Source organism: Streptomyces sp. JN8 (assembly GCF_055808075.1).
In genome coordinates this window covers 3785888-3805458 of record NZ_CM147852.1, presented here as the reverse complement: position 1 = coordinate 3805458, position 19571 = coordinate 3785888, and the positions used below count along the sequence as shown (strand labels likewise).

Genomic DNA, 19571 nt, shown 5'->3' with positions numbered 1-19571 from the left:
GCCGGGCCGTGCCCTCCGCTCTCCCTTACATACCCCCCATGGGTATGCTACGGTGCTCCGCACAGGTACCCCCTAGGGGTATGCCCCGGGTCCCGGTCGGGCCGCTCGGGGGCCGCAAGCGAGCGAAGGGTCAGGGCAATGTCAACCGTCAATCCCCGGCGCTGGTGGGCACTTGTCGTGCTCGCAGCAGCCCAGTTCATGGTCATCATGGACACGTCGATCATCGGGGTCGCGCTCCCCGAGATGCAGAAGGACCTGGGCTTCTCGCAGAGCGAGCTCCAGTGGATCTTCAACGCCTACGTGATCGTCTTCGGCGGCCTCCTGCTCCTCGGCGGACGCCTCTCCGACCTCGTCGGAGCCCGCAAGATCTTCGTCGCCGGCTGGGCGGTCATGATCGCCGGATCGGTGCTGGCCGCCGCCGCGCAGACCGCCTGGGTCGAGATCGCCGGCCGCGCCGTCCAGGGCGTCGGCGGCGCGCTCATCGCGCCCTCCGCCATGACGCTGCTGATGATTCTCTTCATGCACGACCCGAAGGAGCTCGGCAAGGCGATGGCGCTCTACGGCGCCGCGGCCCCCGCCGGCGGCACCGCGGGCGTCTTCCTCGGCGGCGTCTTCACCGAGTGGATGAGCTGGCAGTGGGTCTTCATCATCTACATCCCGATCGGCCTCGCGACCCTCGCCGCCACCAAGCTCCTCCCGAACGTCGAGTCCCGCCGCGGCTCCGTCGACATCCTGGGCGCGGTCGCCGTCACCGCCGGCCTCGCGCTCGCCGTCTTCGCCGTGGTCCGCGCCCCCGAGGTGGGCTGGGGCTCCACCGGCACCATCGTCCAGCTGATCGGCGCCGCCGCCCTCCTGGTCCTCTTCTTCGTGATCCAGAAGAGCATCGGCGAGCCGCTCATGCCGCTCAGCGTCTGGCGCGTCCCGCGCCTCGGCTCGGCCAACCTGGCCATGACGCTGCTCGGTGCCGCCTGGATCCCGATGTGGTACTTCCTCAACCTGTACCTCCAGCAGGTCCTGGGCTTCGGCGCCTTCGAGTCCGGTGCGGCCCTGCTCCCGATGACCGTCCTCCTCATGATCTTCATGACGGCGATCACGGCCCGGCTCATGATGAAGGTCGGCGCCAAGCCGCTCATCGCCGGCGGACTGCTGGTCCTCGCGGCCGGTCTGGTCTGGCTCGCCGCCGTCCCGCCCACCGGCTCCTTCCTCGTCGACGTCCTGCCGGCCTCGCTGGTGGCCGCGCTCGGCATGTCCCTCGCCTACATCCCGACGATGATGACCGCCATGTCCGGCGCCCCGCAGGAGCAGGCGGGCCTGGCCTCCGGCATCGTCAACACCACCTACAACGTCGGCTCCGCGCTCGGCCTCGCCGCGCTGACCGCCGTCGCCCTGTCCCAGGGCGCCGACCAGCTCGGCAACCTGCCGAAGCTGACGGACGGCTTCTCCTCCGCCTTCGTCGGCGCCGCGATCATCGCCGCGGTCGGCGGTGTCGTCACCCTCCTCGTCATGAAGAGCGACAAGGCCGTCGCCGGAGCACCCGCCCCCGCCCCCGAGGGCGAGAAGGTCTCCGCCTGACCCCGCCCCGAAGGGGCCGCCCGATGTCCACCCCCGGACGTCGGGCGGCCCCTTCGGCGTGTCCCGGCCCCCACGGGGCGCCCCGCCGCCCCCGCACGCGCACCGCCATGGCATCCGCCTCGGCCTCCCCTCCCAGGAAGGAAACCCCCGTGGAACTCGGCACCCGCGCCGTCCATGTCGTCAACGAGCCGCTCCCGCACGGCAGCCGGCCGCTCTCCGTACCCCTCGTGCAGTCCTCCGCCTTCGCCTTCGAGTCGGCCGAGGCGCTCGCCGACGCCATGGCCGGACCCGACGGTCCCTCCGTCTACAGCCGCCGGGGCAACCCCACCGTGCGCGCTCTGGAGCAGACGCTCGCCGGCCTCGAAGGCGGTGCGGGCGCCCTCGCCTTCGCCTCCGGGATGGGGGCGATCAGCGGTGTGCTGCTCGCCCTCCTGCGGCCCGGGGACCGCGTGGTGGCCCAGCGCTGCCTGTACGGCGGGACGCACGCCGTCCTCACCGACCTGGCCGAGCGGTACGGGATCGAGGTCCTCCGGATCTCCGGCGACGACCCCGCCGAGTTCGAGGCCGCCGCCGTGCACCCCGCCACCCGGCTGCTCGTCCTGGAGACCATCGCCAACCCCACCGGGCAGGTCCCCGACCTGCCGGGACTGCTCGCCGCGGCCCGCGCGCTCGGGGTGGTGAGCGTCGTCGACAACTCGCTCGCCTCGCCCGTGCTCTGCCGGCCCCTGGAGCACGGTGCGGACATCGTCGTGCACTCCACCACCAAGTACCTCTCCGGGCACTCGGACGTCCTCGGCGGCGCCGCCGTCTTCGCCGACGACGGGCTGCGCCGCCGGATCTGGCCGCGCACGGTCGAACTGGGCGCCTGCGCCGACCCGTTCGCCGCGTGGCTGACCCTGCGCGGGATACCCACCCTGCCGCTCCGGATGCGCGCCCACTGCGCCGGCGCCGCCGTCCTCGCCGAGCGGCTCGCCGGCCACCCCCGCGTCTGCGCCGTCCACTACCCGTGGCTCGCCGGCCACCCCTCGTACGCGCGCGCCCGCGCGGTGCTGGACGGCGGCGGCGGGCTGCTGTCGTTCGAGCTCGCGGGGGGCCGCGAGGCCGGCCGGGCCTTCATCGAGCGCGTGCGGGTGGCCCGGCTCGCGCTCTCCCTCGGCGGGGTGGAGACCCTCGTGACCCATCCCGCGTCCACCTCCCACCGGGAGCTGGACGGGGCAGCCCTGGAGGCGGCCGGCATCGCTCCCGGGCTGGTGCGGATGTCGGTGGGCGTCGAGGACGTCGAGGACCTGTGGGCCGACGTCCGCCAGGCGCTCGGAGAGCACCCCCGACACCCCTGACACCCTTCCCTTCTTTTGGGTTGACAAAATAAATGACTGATTCGTAGATTGGTGGGTGCCAGGGAAAGACCACTCCTAGGTCAAGGGGGGCGCAGAATGCGCTACTTCGAGGACTTCCGGCCCGGCGACGTCCACGAGCTGGGCACCGTCACCGTCACGGCGGAGGAGGTGCTGGAGTTCGGCAGGCGCTTCGATCCGCAGCCCTTCCACACGGACCCCGAGCGCGCGGAGCGGTCCCCGTTCCGCGGACTGATCGCGAGCGGGTTCCACACCCAGGCGATGTTCATGCGCCGCTACGTCGACGGACTGCTCGCCTACAGCGCCTGTATGGGATCGCCCGGCATCGACGAGGTCCGCTACCTGCGGCCCGTCCGTCCGGGCGACGTCCTCACCGCGCGCGTCGAGATCCTCGGCTCCACCCCGTCGCCGTTCAATCCCGCCACCGGCACCGTCAAACCGCGGTGCACCCTGGTGGCCTCCGACGGGACGGCCGTGTTCAGCATGGTCCTGCACAGCATCTTCCGCCGGCGCCCCGCCGACTCCGAGGCCGACCATCTGTCGTCGATGCCCGCGGCCGAGGACCCCGTCGCCTGCGGGCGACCGGCCAAGACCTGTGTCCCGGCCATGAGCGCCTGACGGACCGTCGTCCGTCGGGCCCCGGACACGGCCGTCCGTACCCCGGTGCACCCGTGGGTACCCCCGGTGCACCCCGCCGTCCGCCGCACCCGGACCGGCCCGCACCCCGGCCCGTCCCTAGCCCCGTCCATCCACCGAAGTGAAGGGGGACCTCCTGTGGAGGCCGTATCCCGCACCGCCCAGTGGACCGCCGCCGCGCGCGCCCTGGAGACCGAGCGCGAGGACCGGCTGTTCGCCGATCCCTACGCGCGCACCGTCGCCGACGAGATCGGCTTCGAACTGCTCGAGCGCTACGCGGGCGGCGGCACCGTGCCGTTCCTCGCCATCCGCACCACCTACCTCGACCGCGCCATCGTCAACACGGTGCGGGAGCGGGGCATACGCCAGGTCGTCTTCCTCGCCGCCGGCATGGACACCCGCTTCTTCCGGCTGCCCTGGCCCGACGGCGTCACCGTCTACGAGCTCGACCGCCCGGCCCTCCTGGAGGCCAAGGCCGAGATGCTGGCGCGGGAGCCGCGGCCGGCCGGCCGGGACCGCGTCACCGTCCCCGTCGACCTCACCCAGGACTGGACCGGCCCCCTCAAGGAGGCGGGCTGGAAGAGCGAGGAGCCCGTCCTGTGGGTCGTGGAGGGACTGCTGTTCTTCCTGCCGGAGCAGGCCGTGCGGACCCTCATCTCCACGCTCTCCGCGCACGCCGCCCCCGGCTCCGTGCTCCTCGGCGACGTCATCTCCCAGGCCGCCCTGGACAACCCCCTCGCCCGCGGGTTCATGAAGGCCCTCGACGAGGACGGCAACCCGTGGCTCTTCGGCACCGAGGAGCCCGAGCAGCTGCTCGCCGACTGCGGCTGGGCCGTCCGCGAGGTCCGCCAGCCCGGGGAGGACGGCGCCGACTTCGGCCGCTGGCCCTACCCCGTACCGGCCCGCTCGGTGCCCCGGGTGCCCCGGTCCTTCCTGTTCACGTGCGACCTGCCGACGTACCAGGAGGAGAAGGCCGCATGAGCGCCCACGACTTCCACCAGAGGGTCATCACCGACGCCGGAGCCGCCGTCCGCGGACTGACCGTCTCCCTCGGCCACCGCCTCGGCCTCTACCGGGCGCTGGCCGAGCGGGGCCCGCTCACCGCCGGCGCGCTCGCCGAGGCGACCGGCACGAACGAGCGGTACGTCGAGGAGTGGCTGCACGCCCAGCTCTCCGCCGGCTACGTCGAGCGCCACCCCAGCTCCCTCACGTACACGCTCCCCGCCGACCACGTCGAGGTCCTCGCGGACCCGAAGGCCGTCACGTACGCCGCCGGTTTCTTCACCGCCCTCAAGGCCCTCTACGCCACCGAGGACCTGCTCGTGGAGGCGTACCGCACCGGCGACGGCGTCGGCTGGGCCGAGCACGACCCGGCCCTCGACACCGGCATGGGCTCCTTCTTCCAGCCCACGTACGAGCACAAGCTCGTCGCCGAATGGCTGCCCGCCCTCCACCAGGTCACCGGCAAGCTCGCCGCCGGCGGCACCGTCGCCGACGTCGGCTGCGGCGTCGGCCACACCACCCTGCTCATCGCGAAGGCCTTCCCGAACGCCACCGTCCACGGCTTCGACTACTCGGAGGAGGCCATCGCGATCGCCCGGCAGCTCGCCGAGGAGGCCGGCCTCTCCGACCGGGTCGTCTTCGAGGTCGCGTCGGCCGACGACTACCCGGGCTCCGGCTACGACCTGGTCTGCTTCTTCAACGCCCTGCACGACATGGGCGACCCGGTCGCCGCCGCCCAGCACGTCCACAAGTCCCTGGACGCGGACGGCACCTGGATGCTCGTCGAGTCGAACGTGTCCCCGCAGGACGTCGACGTCCAGACGCCCGCCGCCCGCATGTTCATGGCCCTGTCCGCCGTCATGTGCCTGCCCGTCGCGGTCGCCCAGCGCGGCCCGCACGCCCTCGGCAACCACTCCGGGGAGAAGGCCTTCCGCGGCATCGCGGAGGAGGCCGGCTTCACCCGCTGGCGGCGTGCCACCGAGACCCCGGTGAACGCGGTCTACGAAGTCCGGCCCTGAACACCCGAAGCCTGGAGGCTCACCATGGGCGCCACCGCCCCCCTGCCCGTCACCGACCGGTTCATGGAGGTCCTGGAGCGGCTCAGCGAGCGCTCCGTCGAGGACTACTACAACCCGTACCAGACCTTCCAGTGGCCCGAGACGCTGGAGGAGAACCGCTTCTGGATGACCCCGGAGCTGCTCACCGTCTACGGCACCCGCCACTACGACGCCCTCGACGAGGAAACGCTTCAGCGCCTGTCGAAGTGGGAGTCGATCAACTTCTACAGCCTCAACGTGCACGGCATCCGCGAGCTCCTCATCGAGGTCGTCGGCCGCATCCACATGCCCGGCTTCGAGGTGCCCTCGGACTTCTTCCACCACTTCATCGGCGAGGAGAACGAACACATGTGGTTCTTCTCCGAGTTCTGCCGGCGCTACGGCCACAAGATCTACGGCTCCACCGCCATGCGCGCCGACGCCGCCTGGGAGCCCGAGGTCGAGAACTTCCTCGTCTTCACCCGCATCCTCTTCTTCGAGGAGCTCGTCGACCACTACAACGCCCGCATGGCCAAGGACGCCTCGCTCTGCCACACCATCCGCGAGGTCAACCGCATCCACCACCAGGACGAGTCCCGGCACATCGCCTTCGGACGCGAGCTGGTCTCCCTCCTCCACGGCCGGATGTGCCAGGCGGTGAGCGCCGAGCGGGTCCGCGAGGTGGAGGCCTACCTCAAGCGGTACGTCGTCTACAGCGTCAACTCCCTCTACAACCCCCACGTGTACCGCGACGCTGGCATCCCCGACCCGCTGGCCCTGCGCAACGCGCTGGTCGCCGACGAGAGCCGCCGCCCCCACGAGCGCAAGGCGATCCGCAAGCCGCTCGCCTTCTTCCTGAAGACCGGGATCTTCTCCGACGACACCCTGCCCGTCGTCTGAGGGACCCCAGACCTCCCACCGGAGAGGTGAAGAGACCATGACCGTGACGACCCCCGCGCACACCGGGGAGAACGTGGGCTCGACGAGGGGCCTCCCCTCGCTCGGACCGGAGGGGACCCGCCTGCTGCGGCTCCTCGACGACACCTTCGAGAGCTGGGGCGTGACCGCGGGCGCCCGCCCGATGACCATGCCCCCGCTCCTGCCGGCCGCCGACCTGGCGAAGCTGGACTACTACGACAACTTCCCGCACCAGGCCGTCCTCGCCGCCCCGCTCGACCTGGAGGGCCGCCACGCGACCCCCTTCGACCACGAGCACGGGCACTGGCCGTCCGCCGCCCTCGAACCGGCCGGCCTCGGACTGCCCTCGGCGTCCTGCTACGCCGTCTACCTGGACCACCGGGGCACCCGGATCGCCGACGACACCCTCGTCACGATCTGCTCCTGGTGCTTCCGCAAGGAGACCCACTACGAGGGCATGCGGCGCCAGCTCGGCTTCCGCATGCGGGAGATCGTCGCCCTCGGCACGCCCGAGCACGCCGAGGCGCACCTCGCCGACTTCACCACCCGGATCCGGGCCTTCGCCGCGGCGCTCGACCTGCCGCTGCGCAAGGAGGCGGCCTGCGACCCGTTCTTCGACAAGGGCGGCTCGAAGGCCCTCCTCCAGCGGCTCACCCCGGTGAAGTACGAGTTCCTGTACGAGGACCTGGCGATCGCCTCGGTCAACACGCACCGGAACTTCTTCGGCGACCGCTGCGACATCGCCCTGGCGTCGACCGGCGGGCCGGCCTTCACCAGCTGCGTCGCCTTCGGCCTCGAACGCTGGCTGTCCGCCCTGACCCGCCGGCACGGCGGCTGGGAGGCGGCGACCGAGGCGGTGCTCGACGCGAACGCCCGCCTGCGGGCCGGTGCGAGTGGCGCGGCCGGGCCGGTGATCTGACGTGCCGGCCCGTCCCGCCGCCCCGCCGGCGGGCGGCCTGGGGTGGGCGAACCTCGGCATGGACATCGTGTCCGTCAACCGTGTCCGCAGGCTCCTCGCCCAGTACGGGGAGCGGTTCTTCGAGCGGATGCTCACCCCCGGCGAGCTCGCCGACTGCCGCACCTCCTCCGGGCTCGACGTGCTGAGCCTGTGCGGGCGGATCGCGGCCAAGGAGGCGGCCTTCAAGACCCTGCGGGTCAGGGGCAGGTTCCTGCCCTGGCCGGACATCGTGGTGCGGCGTTCCGAGGGCGGCTGGCCGCTCGTGGAGCTGCACCGGACCGCCGCCGAGATGGCCGCGGAGTCCGGCATCACCGAGATCACCGTGTCCATCAGCCACGACGTGGACTACGCGGTGGCGGTGGCCGCGCCGATCATCGCCCCCACCCCTTACGTATCCAGCAGTAGCTAGCAGCAGCTAAAGGAGAGCAACCATGGCCGACGGCCTGCAGACGGTGAAGAACTGGATCCTCGAGCGTCACCCCGAGCGGGACGACATCGCCGCCGACCTCGACCTCATCGAGAACCGGCTCATCGACTCGCTGTCCTTCGTCGAGTTCGTCTTCCTCCTGGAGCAGGAGAGCGGCACCGCGATCCAGATGGAGACCCTGGAGGTCGAGTCCATCCGCACCCTCGCCGCCATCGAGCAGCACTTCTTCAAGACCCCGGTGGAGGCCCAGGCATGAGCCGCCGCCTCTTCACCTCCGAGTCGGTGACCGAGGGACACCCCGACAAGATCGCCGACCGGATCAGCGACACCATCCTCGACGCCCTGCTCGCCGAGGACCCGTCCTCGCGGGTCGCCGTGGAGACCCTGATCACCACGGGTCTCGTGCACATCGCCGGCGAGGTCACCACGACCGCGTACGCGCCGATAGCGAAGCTGGTGCGCGAGGCCGTCCTCGACATCGGCTACGACTCCTCGGCGAAGGGCTTCGACGGCGCCTCCTGCGGTGTCTCGGTGTCCATCGGCGCCCAGTCCCCGGACATCGCGCAGGGCGTGGACACCGCGTACGAGTCCCGGGTGGAGGGACGCCCCCGGACGGGAGAGGACGCCGCGCTCGACGCGCAGGGCGCCGGCGACCAGGGCCTGATGTTCGGCTACGCCTGCGACGACACGGCCGAGCTGATGCCGCTGCCGATCGCGCTCGCCCACCGGCTCTCCCGCCGCCTCACAGAGGTCCGCAGGGACGGCACCGTGCCGTACCTGCGCCCGGACGGGAAGACCCAGGTCACCATCGAGTACGACGGCGACCGCGCCGTCCGCCTCGACACGGTCGTCGTCTCCTCGCAGCACGCGGCCGACATCTCCGTCGAGGGACTGCTCACCCCGGACGTGCGGGAGTACGTCGTCGAGCACGTCCTGAAGGAGCTCGCCGAGGAGGGCGTCGGCCTGGAGTGCGACGGGTACCGGCTCCTGGTCAACCCGACGGGCCGCTTCGAGGTCGGCGGCCCGATGGGCGACGCCGGACTCACCGGCCGCAAGATCATCATCGACACGTACGGCGGGATGGCCCGGCACGGCGGCGGCGCCTTCTCCGGGAAGGACCCGTCGAAGGTCGACCGGTCCGCGGCGTACGCCATGCGCTGGGTCGCGAAGAACGTCGTCGCGGCCGGCCTCGCCCGCCGCTGCGAGGTGCAGGTGGCGTACGCGATCGGCAAGGCCGAGCCGGTCGGGCTCTTCGTCGAGACCTTCGGCACGGGCGCGCTGCCCGACGAGCGGATCCAGGAGGCGGTCGCCGCCGTCTTCGACCTGCGCCCGGCGGCGATCATCCGCGACCTGGACCTCAAGCGGCCGATCTACGCGCAGACGGCGGCGTACGGCCACTTCGGCCGCGAGCTCCCCGAGTTCACCTGGGAGCGCACGGACCGCGTGGACGCCCTGAAGAAGGCCGCGGGGGTCTGACCATGCGCATCGCTGTCACGGGATCCATCGCGACCGACCATCTGATGACCTTCCCCGGGCGGTTCGGCGAGCAGCTGCTCGCCGACCGGCTCGACCGGGTCTCCCTGTCGTTCCTCGCCGACAACCTGGAGGTCAGGCGCGGCGGAGTGGCAGCGAACATCGCCTTCGGACTCGGCGTCCTCGGTCTCCGCCCCGTCCTCGTGGGCGCGGTCGGCGCCGACTTCGAGCCGTACCGGGTCTGGCTGAAGGACCACGGTGTGGACACCGACTCGGTGCGCGTCAGCGAGTCGCTCCACACCGCCCGGTTCGTCTGTACCACCGACCGGGACCAGAACCAGATCGCCACCTTCTACGCGGGGGCGATGGCGGAGGCACGCGAGATCGACCTGCGGGACGTCGTCGCGCGCACCGGCCGGCTGGAACTGGTCCTGGTCTCCCCGGACGACCCCGAGGCCATGCTGCGGCACACCCGCACCTGCCGTGACCTGGGGATCCCCTTCGCCGCCGACCCGTCGCAGCAGCTGGCGCGGCTCGACGGCGCGCAGGTGCGGGAGCTGGTGGACGGGGCGCGGTTCCTCTTCACCAACGAGTACGAGACGGCGCTCCTCATGGAGAAGGCGGGCTGGCGCGAGGCGGACGTGCTGCGCCGGGTCGGCACCTGGGTCACCACCCACGGGGAGGCGGGCGTCCGCATCCGGGGCGAGGGCCGCGAGCCGCTCGCCGTGCCGGCCGTGGAGGTCGCGGCGGTCGTCGACCCGACCGGGGTCGGGGACGGCTTCCGGGCCGGGTTCCTCGCGGGCCGGATGTGGGGCGTGCCGGAGCGGTGCGCGGCGCAGCTGGGCTGCGCGGTGGCCGCGACGGTCCTCGCCTCCGTGGGGACGCAGGAGCACCGGCTGCGCCGGGAGCCGCTCCTGGAACGGATCCGGACGACGTACGGCGCGGGGTGCACCGCCACCCTCGTCACCCCGCTGAGGGGGCTCACATGACCGTCGTACGGAGTTCCCTGCGAGAGGAGTTCGCCCGGCGGGTCGTGGTGGCCGACGGGGCGATGGGCACGATGCTCCAGGCCGCCGACCCGACCATGGAGGACTTCCGCGACCTCGAAGGCTGCAACGAGATCCTCAACCTCACCCGCCCCGACATCGTCGCCTCCGTCCACGACGCCTACTTCTCGGTGGGCGTGGACTGCGTCGAGACCAACACCTTCGGGGCGAACCTGGCCGCGCTCGCCGAGTACGGCATCGAGAACCAGGTGTCCGAGCTGTCCGAGGCCGGCGCCCGGATCGCCCGGGCGGCCGCCGACGCGCACACGGCCGCCGACGGCCGGCCGCGCTGGGTCCTGGGCTCCATGGGGCCGGGGACGAAGCTGCCGACGCTCGGGCACGTCACGTACGAGCCGCTCCGGGACGCCTTCCAGCAGAACGCCGAGGGCCTGATCCGGGGCGGCGCGGACGCCCTGCTCATCGAGACCTCGCAGGACCTGCTCCAGACGAAGGCGGCCGTCATCGGCGCCCGCCGGGCCCTGGACTGGGTCGGCGTGGACCTCCCGGTGATCGTGCAGGTCACCGTGGAGACCACCGGCACGATGCTGCTGGGGTCGGAGATCGGGGCGGCGCTGACGGCCCTGGAGCCGCTCGGGATCGACATGATCGGCCTGAACTGCGCCACCGGACCGGCGGAGATGGCCGAGCACCTGCGGCACCTGTCGCGGCACGCCCGCGTCCCGATCTCGGTCATGCCCAACGCCGGCCTGCCGGTCCTCACCTCGGACGGCGCGCACTACCCGCTGTCGCCGGCCGAACTGGCCGCCGCGCAGGAGGCGTTCGTCCGCGAGTACGGTCCCGCGCTGGTCGGCGGCTGCTGCGGCACGACCCCGGAGCACCTGCGGGAGATCGTCGAGCGGGTGCGGGGCGCGGCGGTCCTCGACCGGCGGCCCGAACCGGAGCCGGGCGCGTCCTCGCTGTACGGCCACGTGCCGTTCCGGCAGGACACCGCGTACCTGGCGATCGGCGAGCGCACCAACGCCAACGGCTCGAAGAAGTTCCGCGAGGCCATGCTCGACGGCCGCTGGGACGACTGCGTCGAGATGGCCCGCGACCAGATCCGCGAGGGCGCGCACATGCTCGACCTGTGCGTGGACTACGTGGGCCGGGACGGCACCGCCGACATGGCGGAGCTGGCCGGGCGGTTCGCGACGGCCTCGACGCTGCCGATCGTCCTCGACTCGACCGAGGTCGGGGTGCTGCGGGCCGGTCTGGAGAGGCTCGGCGGCCGGGCCGTCGTGAACTCGGTGAACTACGAGGACGGCGACGGCCCCGGGTCGAGGTTCGCCCAGGTCACGGCGCTCGCGAAGGAGCACGGGGCGGCGCTGATGGCGCTGACCATCGACGAGACGGGCCAGGCCCGGACCGTCGAGGAGAAGGTGGGCGTCGCGGAGCGGCTGATCGCCGACCTCACCGGGAACTGGGGGATCAGGGAGTCGGACATCCTGATCGACACCCTCACGTTCACGATCTGCACCGGTCAGGAGGAGTCCCGCAGGGACGGCGTCCACACGATCGGGGCGATCCGCGAGCTGAAGCGGCGCCACCCGGACGTGCAGACGACCCTGGGCCTGTCCAACATCTCCTTCGGTCTGAACCCGGCCGCGCGGATCGTCCTCAACTCGGTCTTCCTCGACGAGTGCGTCAAGGCCGGCCTGGACTCGGCGATCGTGCACGCCTCGAAGATCCTGCCGATCGCCCGCCTGGAGCCGGAGCAGGTGGAGGTCGCCCTCGACCTGATCCACGACCGGCGCCGGGACGGCTACGACCCGCTCCAGCGGTTCCTGGAGATGTTCGAGGGCGCGACGGCGAAGTCGCTGAAGGCCGGGAAGGCCGAGGAGCTCCTCGCCCTGCCGCTGGACGAGCGGCTGAAGCGCCGGATCGTCGACGGCGAGAAGAACGGCCTGGAGGCGGACCTGGACGAGGCGCTGACGGTCCGCCCCGCGCTGGAGATCGTCAACGAGATCCTGCTCGACGGGATGAAGACGGTCGGCGAGCTGTTCGGCTCGGGTCAGATGCAGCTGCCGTTCGTGCTCCAGTCCGCCGAGGTGATGAAGACCGCCGTCGCCCACCTCGAACCGCACATGGAGAAGACGGACGCGGACGGCAAGGGCACGATCGTGCTGGCCACCGTCCGCGGCGACGTCCACGACATCGGCAAGAACCTCGTCGACATCATCCTGTCCAACAACGGCTACAACGTCGTCAACATCGGCATCAAGCAGCCGGTCTCCGCGATCCTGGAAGCCGCCGAGGAGCACGGCGCCGACGTCATCGGCATGTCCGGCCTCCTGGTCAAGTCCACCGTGATCATGAAGGAGAACCTGGAGGAGCTGAACCAGCGCGAGCTGGCCGCCAAGTACCCCGTGATCCTCGGCGGCGCCGCCCTCACCAGGGCGTACGTCGAGCAGGACCTGCACGAGATCTACCAGGGCGAGGTCCGCTACGCCCGCGACGCCTTCGAGGGCCTGCGCCTCATGGACGCCCTCATGGGCGTCAAGCGCGGCGTCCCCGGCGCGGTGCTCCCGCCGCTCAGACAGCGCCGCGTCCCCGCGCGGGCCGCCGCCCCGGTCGCGGAGGCGCGGGAGGCCGAGCCGGCCGGCCGCTCCGACGTCGCCACCGACAACCCCGTCCCCGAACCCCCCTTCCTCGGGACGAGGGTGGTGAAGGGCATCCGGCTCGCCGAGTACGCCTCCTGGCTCGACGAGTCCGCGCTCTTCAAGGGGCAGTGGGGCCTCAAGGACGCCGGGACCGTCGAGACGGAGGGCCGGCCGCGGCTGCGCGCCTGGCTCGACCGGCTCCAGACGGACCACCTCCTCGAAGCGGCCGTCGTCTACGGCTGGTTCCCCTGTGTGTCCAAGGGCGACGACCTGATCGTCCTCGACGAGGACGGAGGCGAGCGGACCCGCTTCTCCTTCCCCCGCCAGCAGCGGGGCCGCCGCCTCTGCCTGGCCGACTTCCACCGCGCGGAGGACTCCGGCGAGATCGACGCCGTCGCGCTGCAGGTGGTCACCGTCGGCTCCCGGATCGGCGAGGAGACGGCGCGGCTCTTCGCCGCCGACGCCTACCGGGACTACCTCGAACTCCACGGCCTGTCCGTGCAGTTGGCGGAGGCCCTCGCCGAGTACTGGCACGCCCGGGTGCGTGCCGAATGGGGCATCGGCGGGAGCGACCCGGCCGGTCTCGACGGCATGCTCCGCACCGAGTACCAGGGCTGCCGCTACTCGCTCGGCTACCCGGCCTGCCCCGACCTGGAGGACCGGGCCAAGATCGCCGCCCTGCTGCGTCCGGAGCGGATCGGCGTGGAGCTGTCGGAGGAGTACCAGCTGCACCCCGAGCAGTCGACGGACGCGATCGTCGTCCACCACCCGGAGGCGAGCTACTTCAACGCGGGAGGCCGCAGATGAGCCCGGTTCCCGGGGACCCCACCTTCTCCTTCGAGTTCTTCCCGCCGAAGACCGACCGGGGCGAGCGGACCCTGTGGGAGGCGATCCGCCGGGTCGAGGTCCTGTCCCCGGACTTCGTCTCGGTGACCTACGGCGCGGGCGGCTCGTCCCGCGACCGGACCATCGGGGTGACGAAGCGGATCGCGGCCGAGACCACCCTGCGGCCCGTCGCGCACCTCACGGCCGTCGGCCACTCCGTCGCCGAGCTGCGGTCCATCATCGGCGCGTACGCGGACGCCGGGGTGCGGGACGTGCTCGTGCTGCGCGGCGACCCGCCGGGCGATCCGCGCGGCCCGTGGACCCCGCACCCGCACGGGTTCACGTACGCCCATGAACTCGTCGCACTGGTGCGGTCGCTGGGCGACTTCCGGATCGGGGTGGCGGCCTTCCCCGAGGGCCACCCGAGGTCGGCGGGCCCGGCGGAGGACCTCGCGCACTTCGTCGCCAAGTGCCGGGCGGGCGCCGACTACGCGATCACCCAGATGTTCTTCGACCCGGAGGACTACCTGCGGCTGCGGGACCGGGTCGCCGCCGCCGGCTGCGACACCCCGATCATCCCCGAGATCATGCCGGCCACCGACGTGCGCCAGATCCGGCGCTTCGCCGAGCTGAGCGACGCCGCCTTCCCGGAGGACCTGGCGCACCGCCTGGAGGCCGCGCGGGACGACCCGGCCGCCGCCTACCGCGTCGGCGTCGAGCACGCGACGCGCATGGGCCTGCGGCTGCTCGACGAGGGCGCGCCCGGCCTGCACCACATCACGCTCAACAAGTCGACCGCGGCTCTCGAAATCCACCGAACCATCCTGAACGCAAGGAGCGTTGTCCATGTCTGACGCCTTCACCGACCACAAGGTCGCGGACCTCTCCCTGGCGGACTTCGGCCGCAAGGAGATCACCCTCGCCGAGCACGAGATGCCGGGCCTCATGGCGATCCGCCGCGAGTACGCCGCGACGCGGCCCCTGACCGGGGCGCGGATCACCGGCTCCCTGCACATGACCGTGCAGACCGCCGTGCTCATCGAGACCCTGGTCGCGCTGGGCGCGGAGGTCCGCTGGGTGTCCTGCAACATCTACTCGACGCAGGACCACGCCGCCGCCGCGATCGCCGCCGCCGGCATCCCCGTCTTCGCCTGGAAGGGCGAGACCCTGGAGGAGTACTGGTGGTGCACGGAGCAGGCCCTGACCTGGCCGGACGCCGACGGACCCAACATGATCCTCGACGACGGCGGGGACGCCACGACCCTCGTCCACCTGGGCGTGGAACGCCAGAAGACCGGCGCGCTCCCGGAGCCCGCCAACGAGGAGCTCGCCGTCATGAGGGCCCTCCTGGAGCGCAGCACCCTCGACTGGACGACCCTCGCCGCCGGCATCCGGGGCGTCACCGAGGAGACCACGACGGGCGTCCACCGCCTCTACGAGATGCACCGCGAGGGCGCCCTCCTCTTCCCCGCGATCAACGTGAACGACGCCGTGACCAAGTCGAAGTTTGACAACAAGTACGGCTGCCGCCACTCCCTCGTCGACGGCATCAACCGCGCCACCGACGTCCTCATCGGCGGCAAGACGGCCGTGGTCTGCGGCTACGGCGACGTCGGCAAGGGCTCGGCGGAGTCCCTGCGCGGCCAGGGCGCCCGGGTGATCGTCACCGAGATCGACCCGATCTGCGCGCTCCAGGCGGCGATGGACGGCTACCAGGTCGCCACCCTGGAGGACGTGGTGGAGACGGCGGACATCTTCATCACGACCACCGGCAACAAGGACATCATCATGGCCTCCGACATCGCCCGCATGAAGCACCAGGCGATCGTCGGCAACATCGGCCACTTCGACAACGAGATCGACATGGCCGGCCTCGCCAAGACCCCCGGCATCGTCAAGGACGAGGTCAAGCCGCAGGTCCACACCTGGACGTACCCCGACGGCAAGGTCGTCATCGTCCTGTCGGAGGGCCGCCTGCTGAACCTGGGCAACGCGACCGGCCACCCGTCCTTCGTGATGTCGAACTCCTTCGCAGACCAGACCCTCGCGCAGATCGAGCTCTTCACGAAGACGGCCGACTACCCCGTCGGCGTCCACACCCTCCCCAAGCACCTGGACGAGAAGGTCGCCCGCCTCCACCTCGACGCCCTCGGCGTCCGCCTGACGACCCTCCGCCCGGAGCAGGCCTCGTACATCGGGGTTCCGGTGGAGGGGCCGTACAAGCCGGACCACTACCGCTACTGATGTGTACGGACGAAGAGCGTGACCCCTGGCTCCCGGACCGCCTCCTGCGGACCGAACGGGACCTGCTGATGCCGCTCCTGCGCCGCACGCCGGAGGAGGCGTACGAGCTCCGCACCGCCTGCCCCGGATGGACGGCCCGGCAGGTGCTCGCGCACTGCGGGGCGGCGCTGGTCCGGATCGTCGAGGACCGGCTGGAGGAGGGGGTGTTCCTGCCGGAGGCCAACGCCTGCGACGTCGCCGAGCGCGAGGACTGGCCGCTCGGCCGGGTCCTCGACGAACTGGAACGCGGCCTGACGGAGGCGGGCCCGGTGATCGCCGCCCGCGAGGACGGCCGCCTCGACGCCGTGGCGCTCGGGGAGTGGGTCCACGCGGGCGACGTGCGGGAGGCCTTCGGCGAGCCGGACGCCTACTGCGGCGACGCGCTGGAGCTCGCGCTCCCCCTCCTGACGGTCACCAGCCGCAAGCGCGAGACCCCGCGGCTGGTCGGCGTCCTGGCGGACGGGGCGACGGCCCGGGTCTCCCTGGGCAACGCGATCGAGGGCCGCCCGCCGGCCACCTTCAAGGGCGACGCGTCGACCCTGATCCGCATCTACGCGGGCCGCCCGCTGGTGCGGACCCGCTACGAACTGACGGGCGCGACGGAGCAGGAACTCCTGATCTACCGCTGACCGCACCCCGCCCCGCACCGGCGGCGGCGCCGCCCGGCGCCGGGGGCCGTACCCAGAAGGGACCACCAGCTGGACGTGGACCACTACGGCCTGCTGCGGCAGCCCGATCTGAACGAACTGGTCAAGAAGATCAGGTACCGGTTGGGGCAGTAGGCCCGCCGGTCACCGCCGCCCCGCGGTCACCAGGCGGCGATGACCGGCACCCCCGGTCCGCTCCGGCGCCAGGCCTCGTCGAGACGGGTGAGCCGGTCCCGGCTCGCGACCCCGTGCAGGGACGCGACCCGGCCGTCGCTGACGGCGCACACCACGGCGCCCACGACCCGTCCGTCGACCACGGCGAGGACGGCGGGAGCGCCGTTGACCGCGGCGATGTGGATCGCGGGCGAGCCGCCCGCCAGCCGCCGCTTCGCCTCGGTGGGCCGGAACCCGGCCCGTACGAAGGAGGCGACCCGCTCGCGCGTCGTGAACCGCAGCAGCCGCTTGGCCAGCCCCGCGCCGTCCGACACCGCGGTCACGTCGTCGGTGAGCAGCGCCACGAGACGCTCGGTGCGCCCCGACACCGCGGCGGCGAGGAACTCCTCGACGACCCGGCGCGCGGACGCCGGGTCCGGCGCGGCGCCGCCGCGGCGCTCGGCCGCGACCCGGACCCGGGCCCGGTGGGTGTGCTGCTGGCTCGCGGACTCGGTGATGTCGAGGATCCCGGCGATCTCGGCGTGGCTGTACGAGAAGGCCTCGCGCAGGACGTACACGGCCCGTTCGACCGGCGACAGGCGCTCCATGAGGGTCAGGACGGCCAGGGACACCGACTCGCGCTGCTCGAAGGTGTCGGCGGGGCCGAGCATCGGGTCCCCGTCGAGGAGCGGCTCGGGCAGCCAGGCGCCGGCCGCGCGCTCGTGGCGGGTGTGCGCCGAGCGGAGCCGGTCGAGGCAGAGATGGGTGAGGACCTTGGTCAGCCAGGCCTCCGGGACGTCGATCCGGTCGCGGTCCGCGGCCTGCCAGCGCAGGAAGGCGTCCTGCACGGCGTCCTCGGCGTCCGCGGCCGAGCCGAGCAGGCGGTAGGCGAGCGCGGCCAGTCGCCCCCGACCGGCCTCGAAGCGTGCGACGGCTGTGCTGTCCATGGCGAACACCCTAGGGGGTGTCCTGCCGGTCGTGCCGGGCTCGCGGGGTCTCGCTGATCCGGCGCGACCGGCAGGACACCCCCGGCGCCCCCGTCGTCCCGGGACGTCCCGTCCGTCGCCCGTGCCGGTTCCGGCGGGCGGGACGTCCCGGGGGCCGCGTGGCCCGCCGGGCCGGGGGGACGTCCCGGGCCGGGGGCACGTCGCGGAGCGTCGGCACCGGCTAGACCGCCGTCCGCATGCCGGTCCGGTCGGGCGAGGGCGCGGTGGCCGTCAGCCGCCTGCGCCTCGGCATGCCGAGCACCGGGTGGGCGATGTTCCAGCCGGCGCCGGCCAGCACGCCCGCCTTGAGCCGTGCGGCCGTCCGGCCGCCCAGGTACCAGTCCTTCGACCGCGCGTCCTCGTCCACCATCTGGAAGACGGCGTCCCGCCGCCCGAGGCTGATGTGGTTGCCGTGGTACTTGAGCCCGACGGTCGGGACCTCGCCGCCCGTGAGGCGCGCGATGATCGCGGCGGTCGCCTGCATGGTGGTGAAGCCGGCCGACGCGCAGGACATCGGCAGGAGACGGCCGTTGTCGCCGATCGCGTGGACGGAGTCGCCGGCGGCGTAGACGTCGGGGTGCGAGACCGAGCGCATGGTGCGGTCGACGACGATCCGCCCGGACGCGGCGACCTCCAGGCCCGCGGCGGCCGCGAGCGGGTGCACGGCGAACCCGGCCGTCCACACCGTCACGTCGGCCGGTACGGTCGCGCCGCCGGCGGTGACCGCCCGGGCCGGCTCGACGGCCGCCACCGCGGTGTGCTCGTGCACGGTGACGCCGAGCCGCTCGAAGGCCCGGCGCAGGTGGCGGCGCGCCTTGGGGGAGAGCCAGGCGCCCAGCTCGCCGCGGGCGGCGAGGGCGACCGACAGGTCGGGGCGGGACTCGGCGATCTCGGTGGCGGTCTCGATGCCGGTCAGTCCCTCGCCGACGACCAGGACGGTGCCGCCCGCCCCCAGGGCGGCCAGCCGCTCGCGCAGCCGCAGCGCGGAGTCCCGGCCGGCCACGTCGTGGGCGTGCTCGGCCGCGCCGGGCACGCCGTGGTGGTCCACGGAGCTGCCGAGGGCGTAGAGGAGGGTGTCGTAGGCGAGTTCGCCGCCGTCCGCGTCGGGTCCCGGGGTCACCGAGACCGTTCCGCGGACGGGGTCGACGGCGGTGACGCGGGCCACGCGGAGCCGCACCCCGCTCCCCGCGAAGACGTCGGCGAGGGAACGGACCGAGAGGTCCCGGCCGCTCGCGAGCTGGTGCAGCCGCATCCGCTCGACGAAGTCGGGGGAGGCGTTGACGACGGTGATCTCGGTGTCGGCGGGGGAGAGCCGGCGGGCCAGGTTCCCGGCGGCGTAGGCCCCGGCGTATCCGGCTCCGAGGACGACGATGCGGTGCTTCATGGCGATGCTCCTGTCTCGTTCGGGCGCCCCTTGAACGAGACGGCCCGACGATTGCTGACAGGCGGGATGTGTGACGCCGGTCACAGCTATGGGTCGTCGTCGGTTCGGGCGCTGAGGCCGTCGCCCGGGGCGCGGACCGGTGCCGTCGCCCGGGGCCGTGGACCGGGTTCGTGGACCGGGTTCGTGGACCGGGTTCGTGGACCGGGGGCGCGGGACCGGCGGGGCGCGGGTCCGGCGGGGCGGCGCCGGCGGGGGCGGGCGGCGCGGTG

Annotated in this window: 17 protein-coding genes; 15 read left to right on the top strand and 2 right to left on the bottom strand. The window is 72.6% G+C overall.

The features are described 5' to 3' along the window. Positions 1-138 precede the first annotated feature (138 nt). From ACY0MR_RS16560 to ACY0MR_RS16490, 15 genes are all read left to right on the top strand, one after another. Entirely contained in the window at positions 139-1572 is a 1434-nt protein-coding gene (locus ACY0MR_RS16560) for an MFS transporter (RefSeq protein ID WP_388792388.1), read from the top strand. Positions 1573-1721: 149 nt separating this feature from the next. Next, positions 1722-2909 (top strand): trans-sulfuration enzyme family protein, encoded by a 1188-nt coding sequence (locus ACY0MR_RS16555; protein WP_473561376.1) that lies wholly within the window; start codon positions 1722-1724, stop codon positions 2907-2909. Positions 2910-3005: 96 nt separating this feature from the next. After that, positions 3006-3545 carry a MaoC family dehydratase gene (locus tag ACY0MR_RS16550; protein ID WP_388792392.1) on the top strand — a complete coding sequence of 180 codons (540 nt, stop codon included), beginning with the start codon at positions 3006-3008 and terminating at the stop codon, positions 3543-3545. 156 nt (positions 3546-3701) lie between these two features. Next, on the top strand, positions 3702-4544 hold the full coding sequence (locus ACY0MR_RS16545; RefSeq protein ID WP_388792394.1) for a class I SAM-dependent methyltransferase: 843 nt from the start codon (positions 3702-3704) through the stop codon (positions 4542-4544). Next, complete coding sequence (locus ACY0MR_RS16540; protein ID WP_473561374.1) at positions 4541-5584, top strand: methyltransferase domain-containing protein; 1044 nt, start codon at positions 4541-4543, stop codon at positions 5582-5584. The genes ACY0MR_RS16545 and ACY0MR_RS16540 overlap by 4 nt, the downstream gene beginning before the upstream one ends. Positions 5585-5608: 24 nt before the next feature. After that, a complete protein-coding gene (locus ACY0MR_RS16535) occupies positions 5609-6502 on the top strand; it encodes a diiron oxygenase (RefSeq protein ID WP_388792398.1) in 894 nt (297 codons plus the stop codon). 37 nt (positions 6503-6539) lie between these two features. Then, entirely contained in the window at positions 6540-7439 is a 900-nt protein-coding gene (locus ACY0MR_RS16530; RefSeq protein WP_403312763.1) for a class-II aminoacyl-tRNA synthetase family protein, read from the top strand. Position 7440: 1 nt separating this feature from the next. Beyond that, entirely contained in the window at positions 7441-7887 is a 447-nt protein-coding gene (gene acpS / locus ACY0MR_RS16525; RefSeq protein WP_352021520.1) for a holo-ACP synthase, read from the top strand. Between the two features lie 22 nt (positions 7888-7909). Beyond that, positions 7910-8161 (top strand): acyl carrier protein, encoded by a 252-nt coding sequence (locus tag ACY0MR_RS16520; RefSeq protein ID WP_361849151.1) that lies wholly within the window; start codon positions 7910-7912, stop codon positions 8159-8161. After that, complete coding sequence (metK, locus tag ACY0MR_RS16515; RefSeq protein ID WP_392861691.1) at positions 8158-9381, top strand: methionine adenosyltransferase; 1224 nt, start codon at positions 8158-8160, stop codon at positions 9379-9381. The genes ACY0MR_RS16520 and metK overlap by 4 nt, the downstream gene beginning before the upstream one ends. Positions 9382-9383: 2 nt before the next feature. Further along, on the top strand, positions 9384-10367 hold the full coding sequence (locus ACY0MR_RS16510) for a carbohydrate kinase family protein (protein ID WP_388792405.1): 984 nt from the start codon (positions 9384-9386) through the stop codon (positions 10365-10367). Further along, positions 10364-13831, top strand: coding sequence for a methionine synthase (gene metH / locus ACY0MR_RS16505; RefSeq protein ID WP_473561370.1), 3468 nt, complete (start codon positions 10364-10366; stop codon positions 13829-13831). Before ACY0MR_RS16510 ends, metH begins: the two co-directional genes overlap by 4 nt. After that, on the top strand, positions 13828-14703 hold the full coding sequence (metF, locus tag ACY0MR_RS16500; protein ID WP_473561368.1) for a methylenetetrahydrofolate reductase [NAD(P)H]: 876 nt from the start codon (positions 13828-13830) through the stop codon (positions 14701-14703). Before metH ends, metF begins: the two co-directional genes overlap by 4 nt. Further along, the gene (gene ahcY / locus ACY0MR_RS16495) at positions 14696-16093 is read left to right on the top strand and encodes an adenosylhomocysteinase (protein ID WP_388792411.1); all 1398 of its coding nucleotides are present in this window, start codon (positions 14696-14698) and stop codon (positions 16091-16093) included. The genes metF and ahcY overlap by 8 nt, the downstream gene beginning before the upstream one ends. Next, positions 16093-16761 (top strand): maleylpyruvate isomerase family mycothiol-dependent enzyme, encoded by a 669-nt coding sequence (locus tag ACY0MR_RS16490; RefSeq protein ID WP_361849133.1) that lies wholly within the window; start codon positions 16093-16095, stop codon positions 16759-16761. The genes ahcY and ACY0MR_RS16490 overlap by 1 nt, the downstream gene beginning before the upstream one ends. A gap of 179 nt (positions 16762-16940) precedes the next feature. Here ACY0MR_RS16490 and ACY0MR_RS16485 read toward each other — a convergent pair whose 3' ends face one another. Continuing rightward, the gene (locus tag ACY0MR_RS16485; protein WP_404079623.1) at positions 16941-17879 is read right to left on the bottom strand and encodes a sigma-70 family RNA polymerase sigma factor; all 939 of its coding nucleotides are present in this window, start codon (positions 17877-17879) and stop codon (positions 16941-16943) included. A 220-nt stretch (positions 17880-18099) separates the two neighbouring features. Next, the gene (locus tag ACY0MR_RS16480; protein WP_473561366.1) at positions 18100-19302 is read right to left on the bottom strand and encodes an NAD(P)/FAD-dependent oxidoreductase; all 1203 of its coding nucleotides are present in this window, start codon (positions 19300-19302) and stop codon (positions 18100-18102) included. Positions 19303-19571: the final 269 nt, after the last annotated feature.

What these genes read in the sequence shown, in the direction of transcription:
- ACY0MR_RS16560 (WP_388792388.1), top strand. Translation starts at nt 139, where the DNA reads ATGTCAACCGTCAATCCCCGGCGCTGGTGGGCACTTGTCGTGCTCGCA.
- ACY0MR_RS16550 (WP_388792392.1), top strand. Translation starts at nt 3,006, where the DNA reads ATGCGCTACTTCGAGGACTTCCGGCCCGGCGACGTCCACGAGCTGGGC.
- ACY0MR_RS16540 (WP_473561374.1), top strand. Translation starts at nt 4,541, where the DNA reads ATGAGCGCCCACGACTTCCACCAGAGGGTCATCACCGACGCCGGAGCC.
- ACY0MR_RS16535 (WP_388792398.1), top strand. Translation starts at nt 5,609, where the DNA reads ATGGGCGCCACCGCCCCCCTGCCCGTCACCGACCGGTTCATGGAGGTC.
- ACY0MR_RS16530 (WP_403312763.1), top strand. Translation starts at nt 6,540, where the DNA reads ATGACCGTGACGACCCCCGCGCACACCGGGGAGAACGTGGGCTCGACG.
- ACY0MR_RS16520 (WP_361849151.1), top strand. Translation starts at nt 7,910, where the DNA reads ATGGCCGACGGCCTGCAGACGGTGAAGAACTGGATCCTCGAGCGTCAC.
- metK (WP_392861691.1), top strand. Translation starts at nt 8,158, where the DNA reads ATGAGCCGCCGCCTCTTCACCTCCGAGTCGGTGACCGAGGGACACCCC.
- ACY0MR_RS16510 (WP_388792405.1), top strand. Translation starts at nt 9,384, where the DNA reads ATGCGCATCGCTGTCACGGGATCCATCGCGACCGACCATCTGATGACC.
- metH (WP_473561370.1), top strand. Translation starts at nt 10,364, where the DNA reads ATGACCGTCGTACGGAGTTCCCTGCGAGAGGAGTTCGCCCGGCGGGTC.
- metF (WP_473561368.1), top strand. Translation starts at nt 13,828, where the DNA reads ATGAGCCCGGTTCCCGGGGACCCCACCTTCTCCTTCGAGTTCTTCCCG.
- ahcY (WP_388792411.1), top strand. Translation starts at nt 14,696, where the DNA reads ATGTCTGACGCCTTCACCGACCACAAGGTCGCGGACCTCTCCCTGGCG.
- ACY0MR_RS16490 (WP_361849133.1), top strand. Translation starts at nt 16,093, where the DNA reads ATGTGTACGGACGAAGAGCGTGACCCCTGGCTCCCGGACCGCCTCCTG.
- ACY0MR_RS16485 (WP_404079623.1), bottom strand. Translation starts at nt 17,879, where the DNA reads ATGGACAGCACAGCCGTCGCACGCTTCGAGGCCGGTCGGGGGCGACTG.
- ACY0MR_RS16480 (WP_473561366.1), bottom strand. Translation starts at nt 19,302, where the DNA reads ATGAAGCACCGCATCGTCGTCCTCGGAGCCGGATACGCCGGGGCCTAC.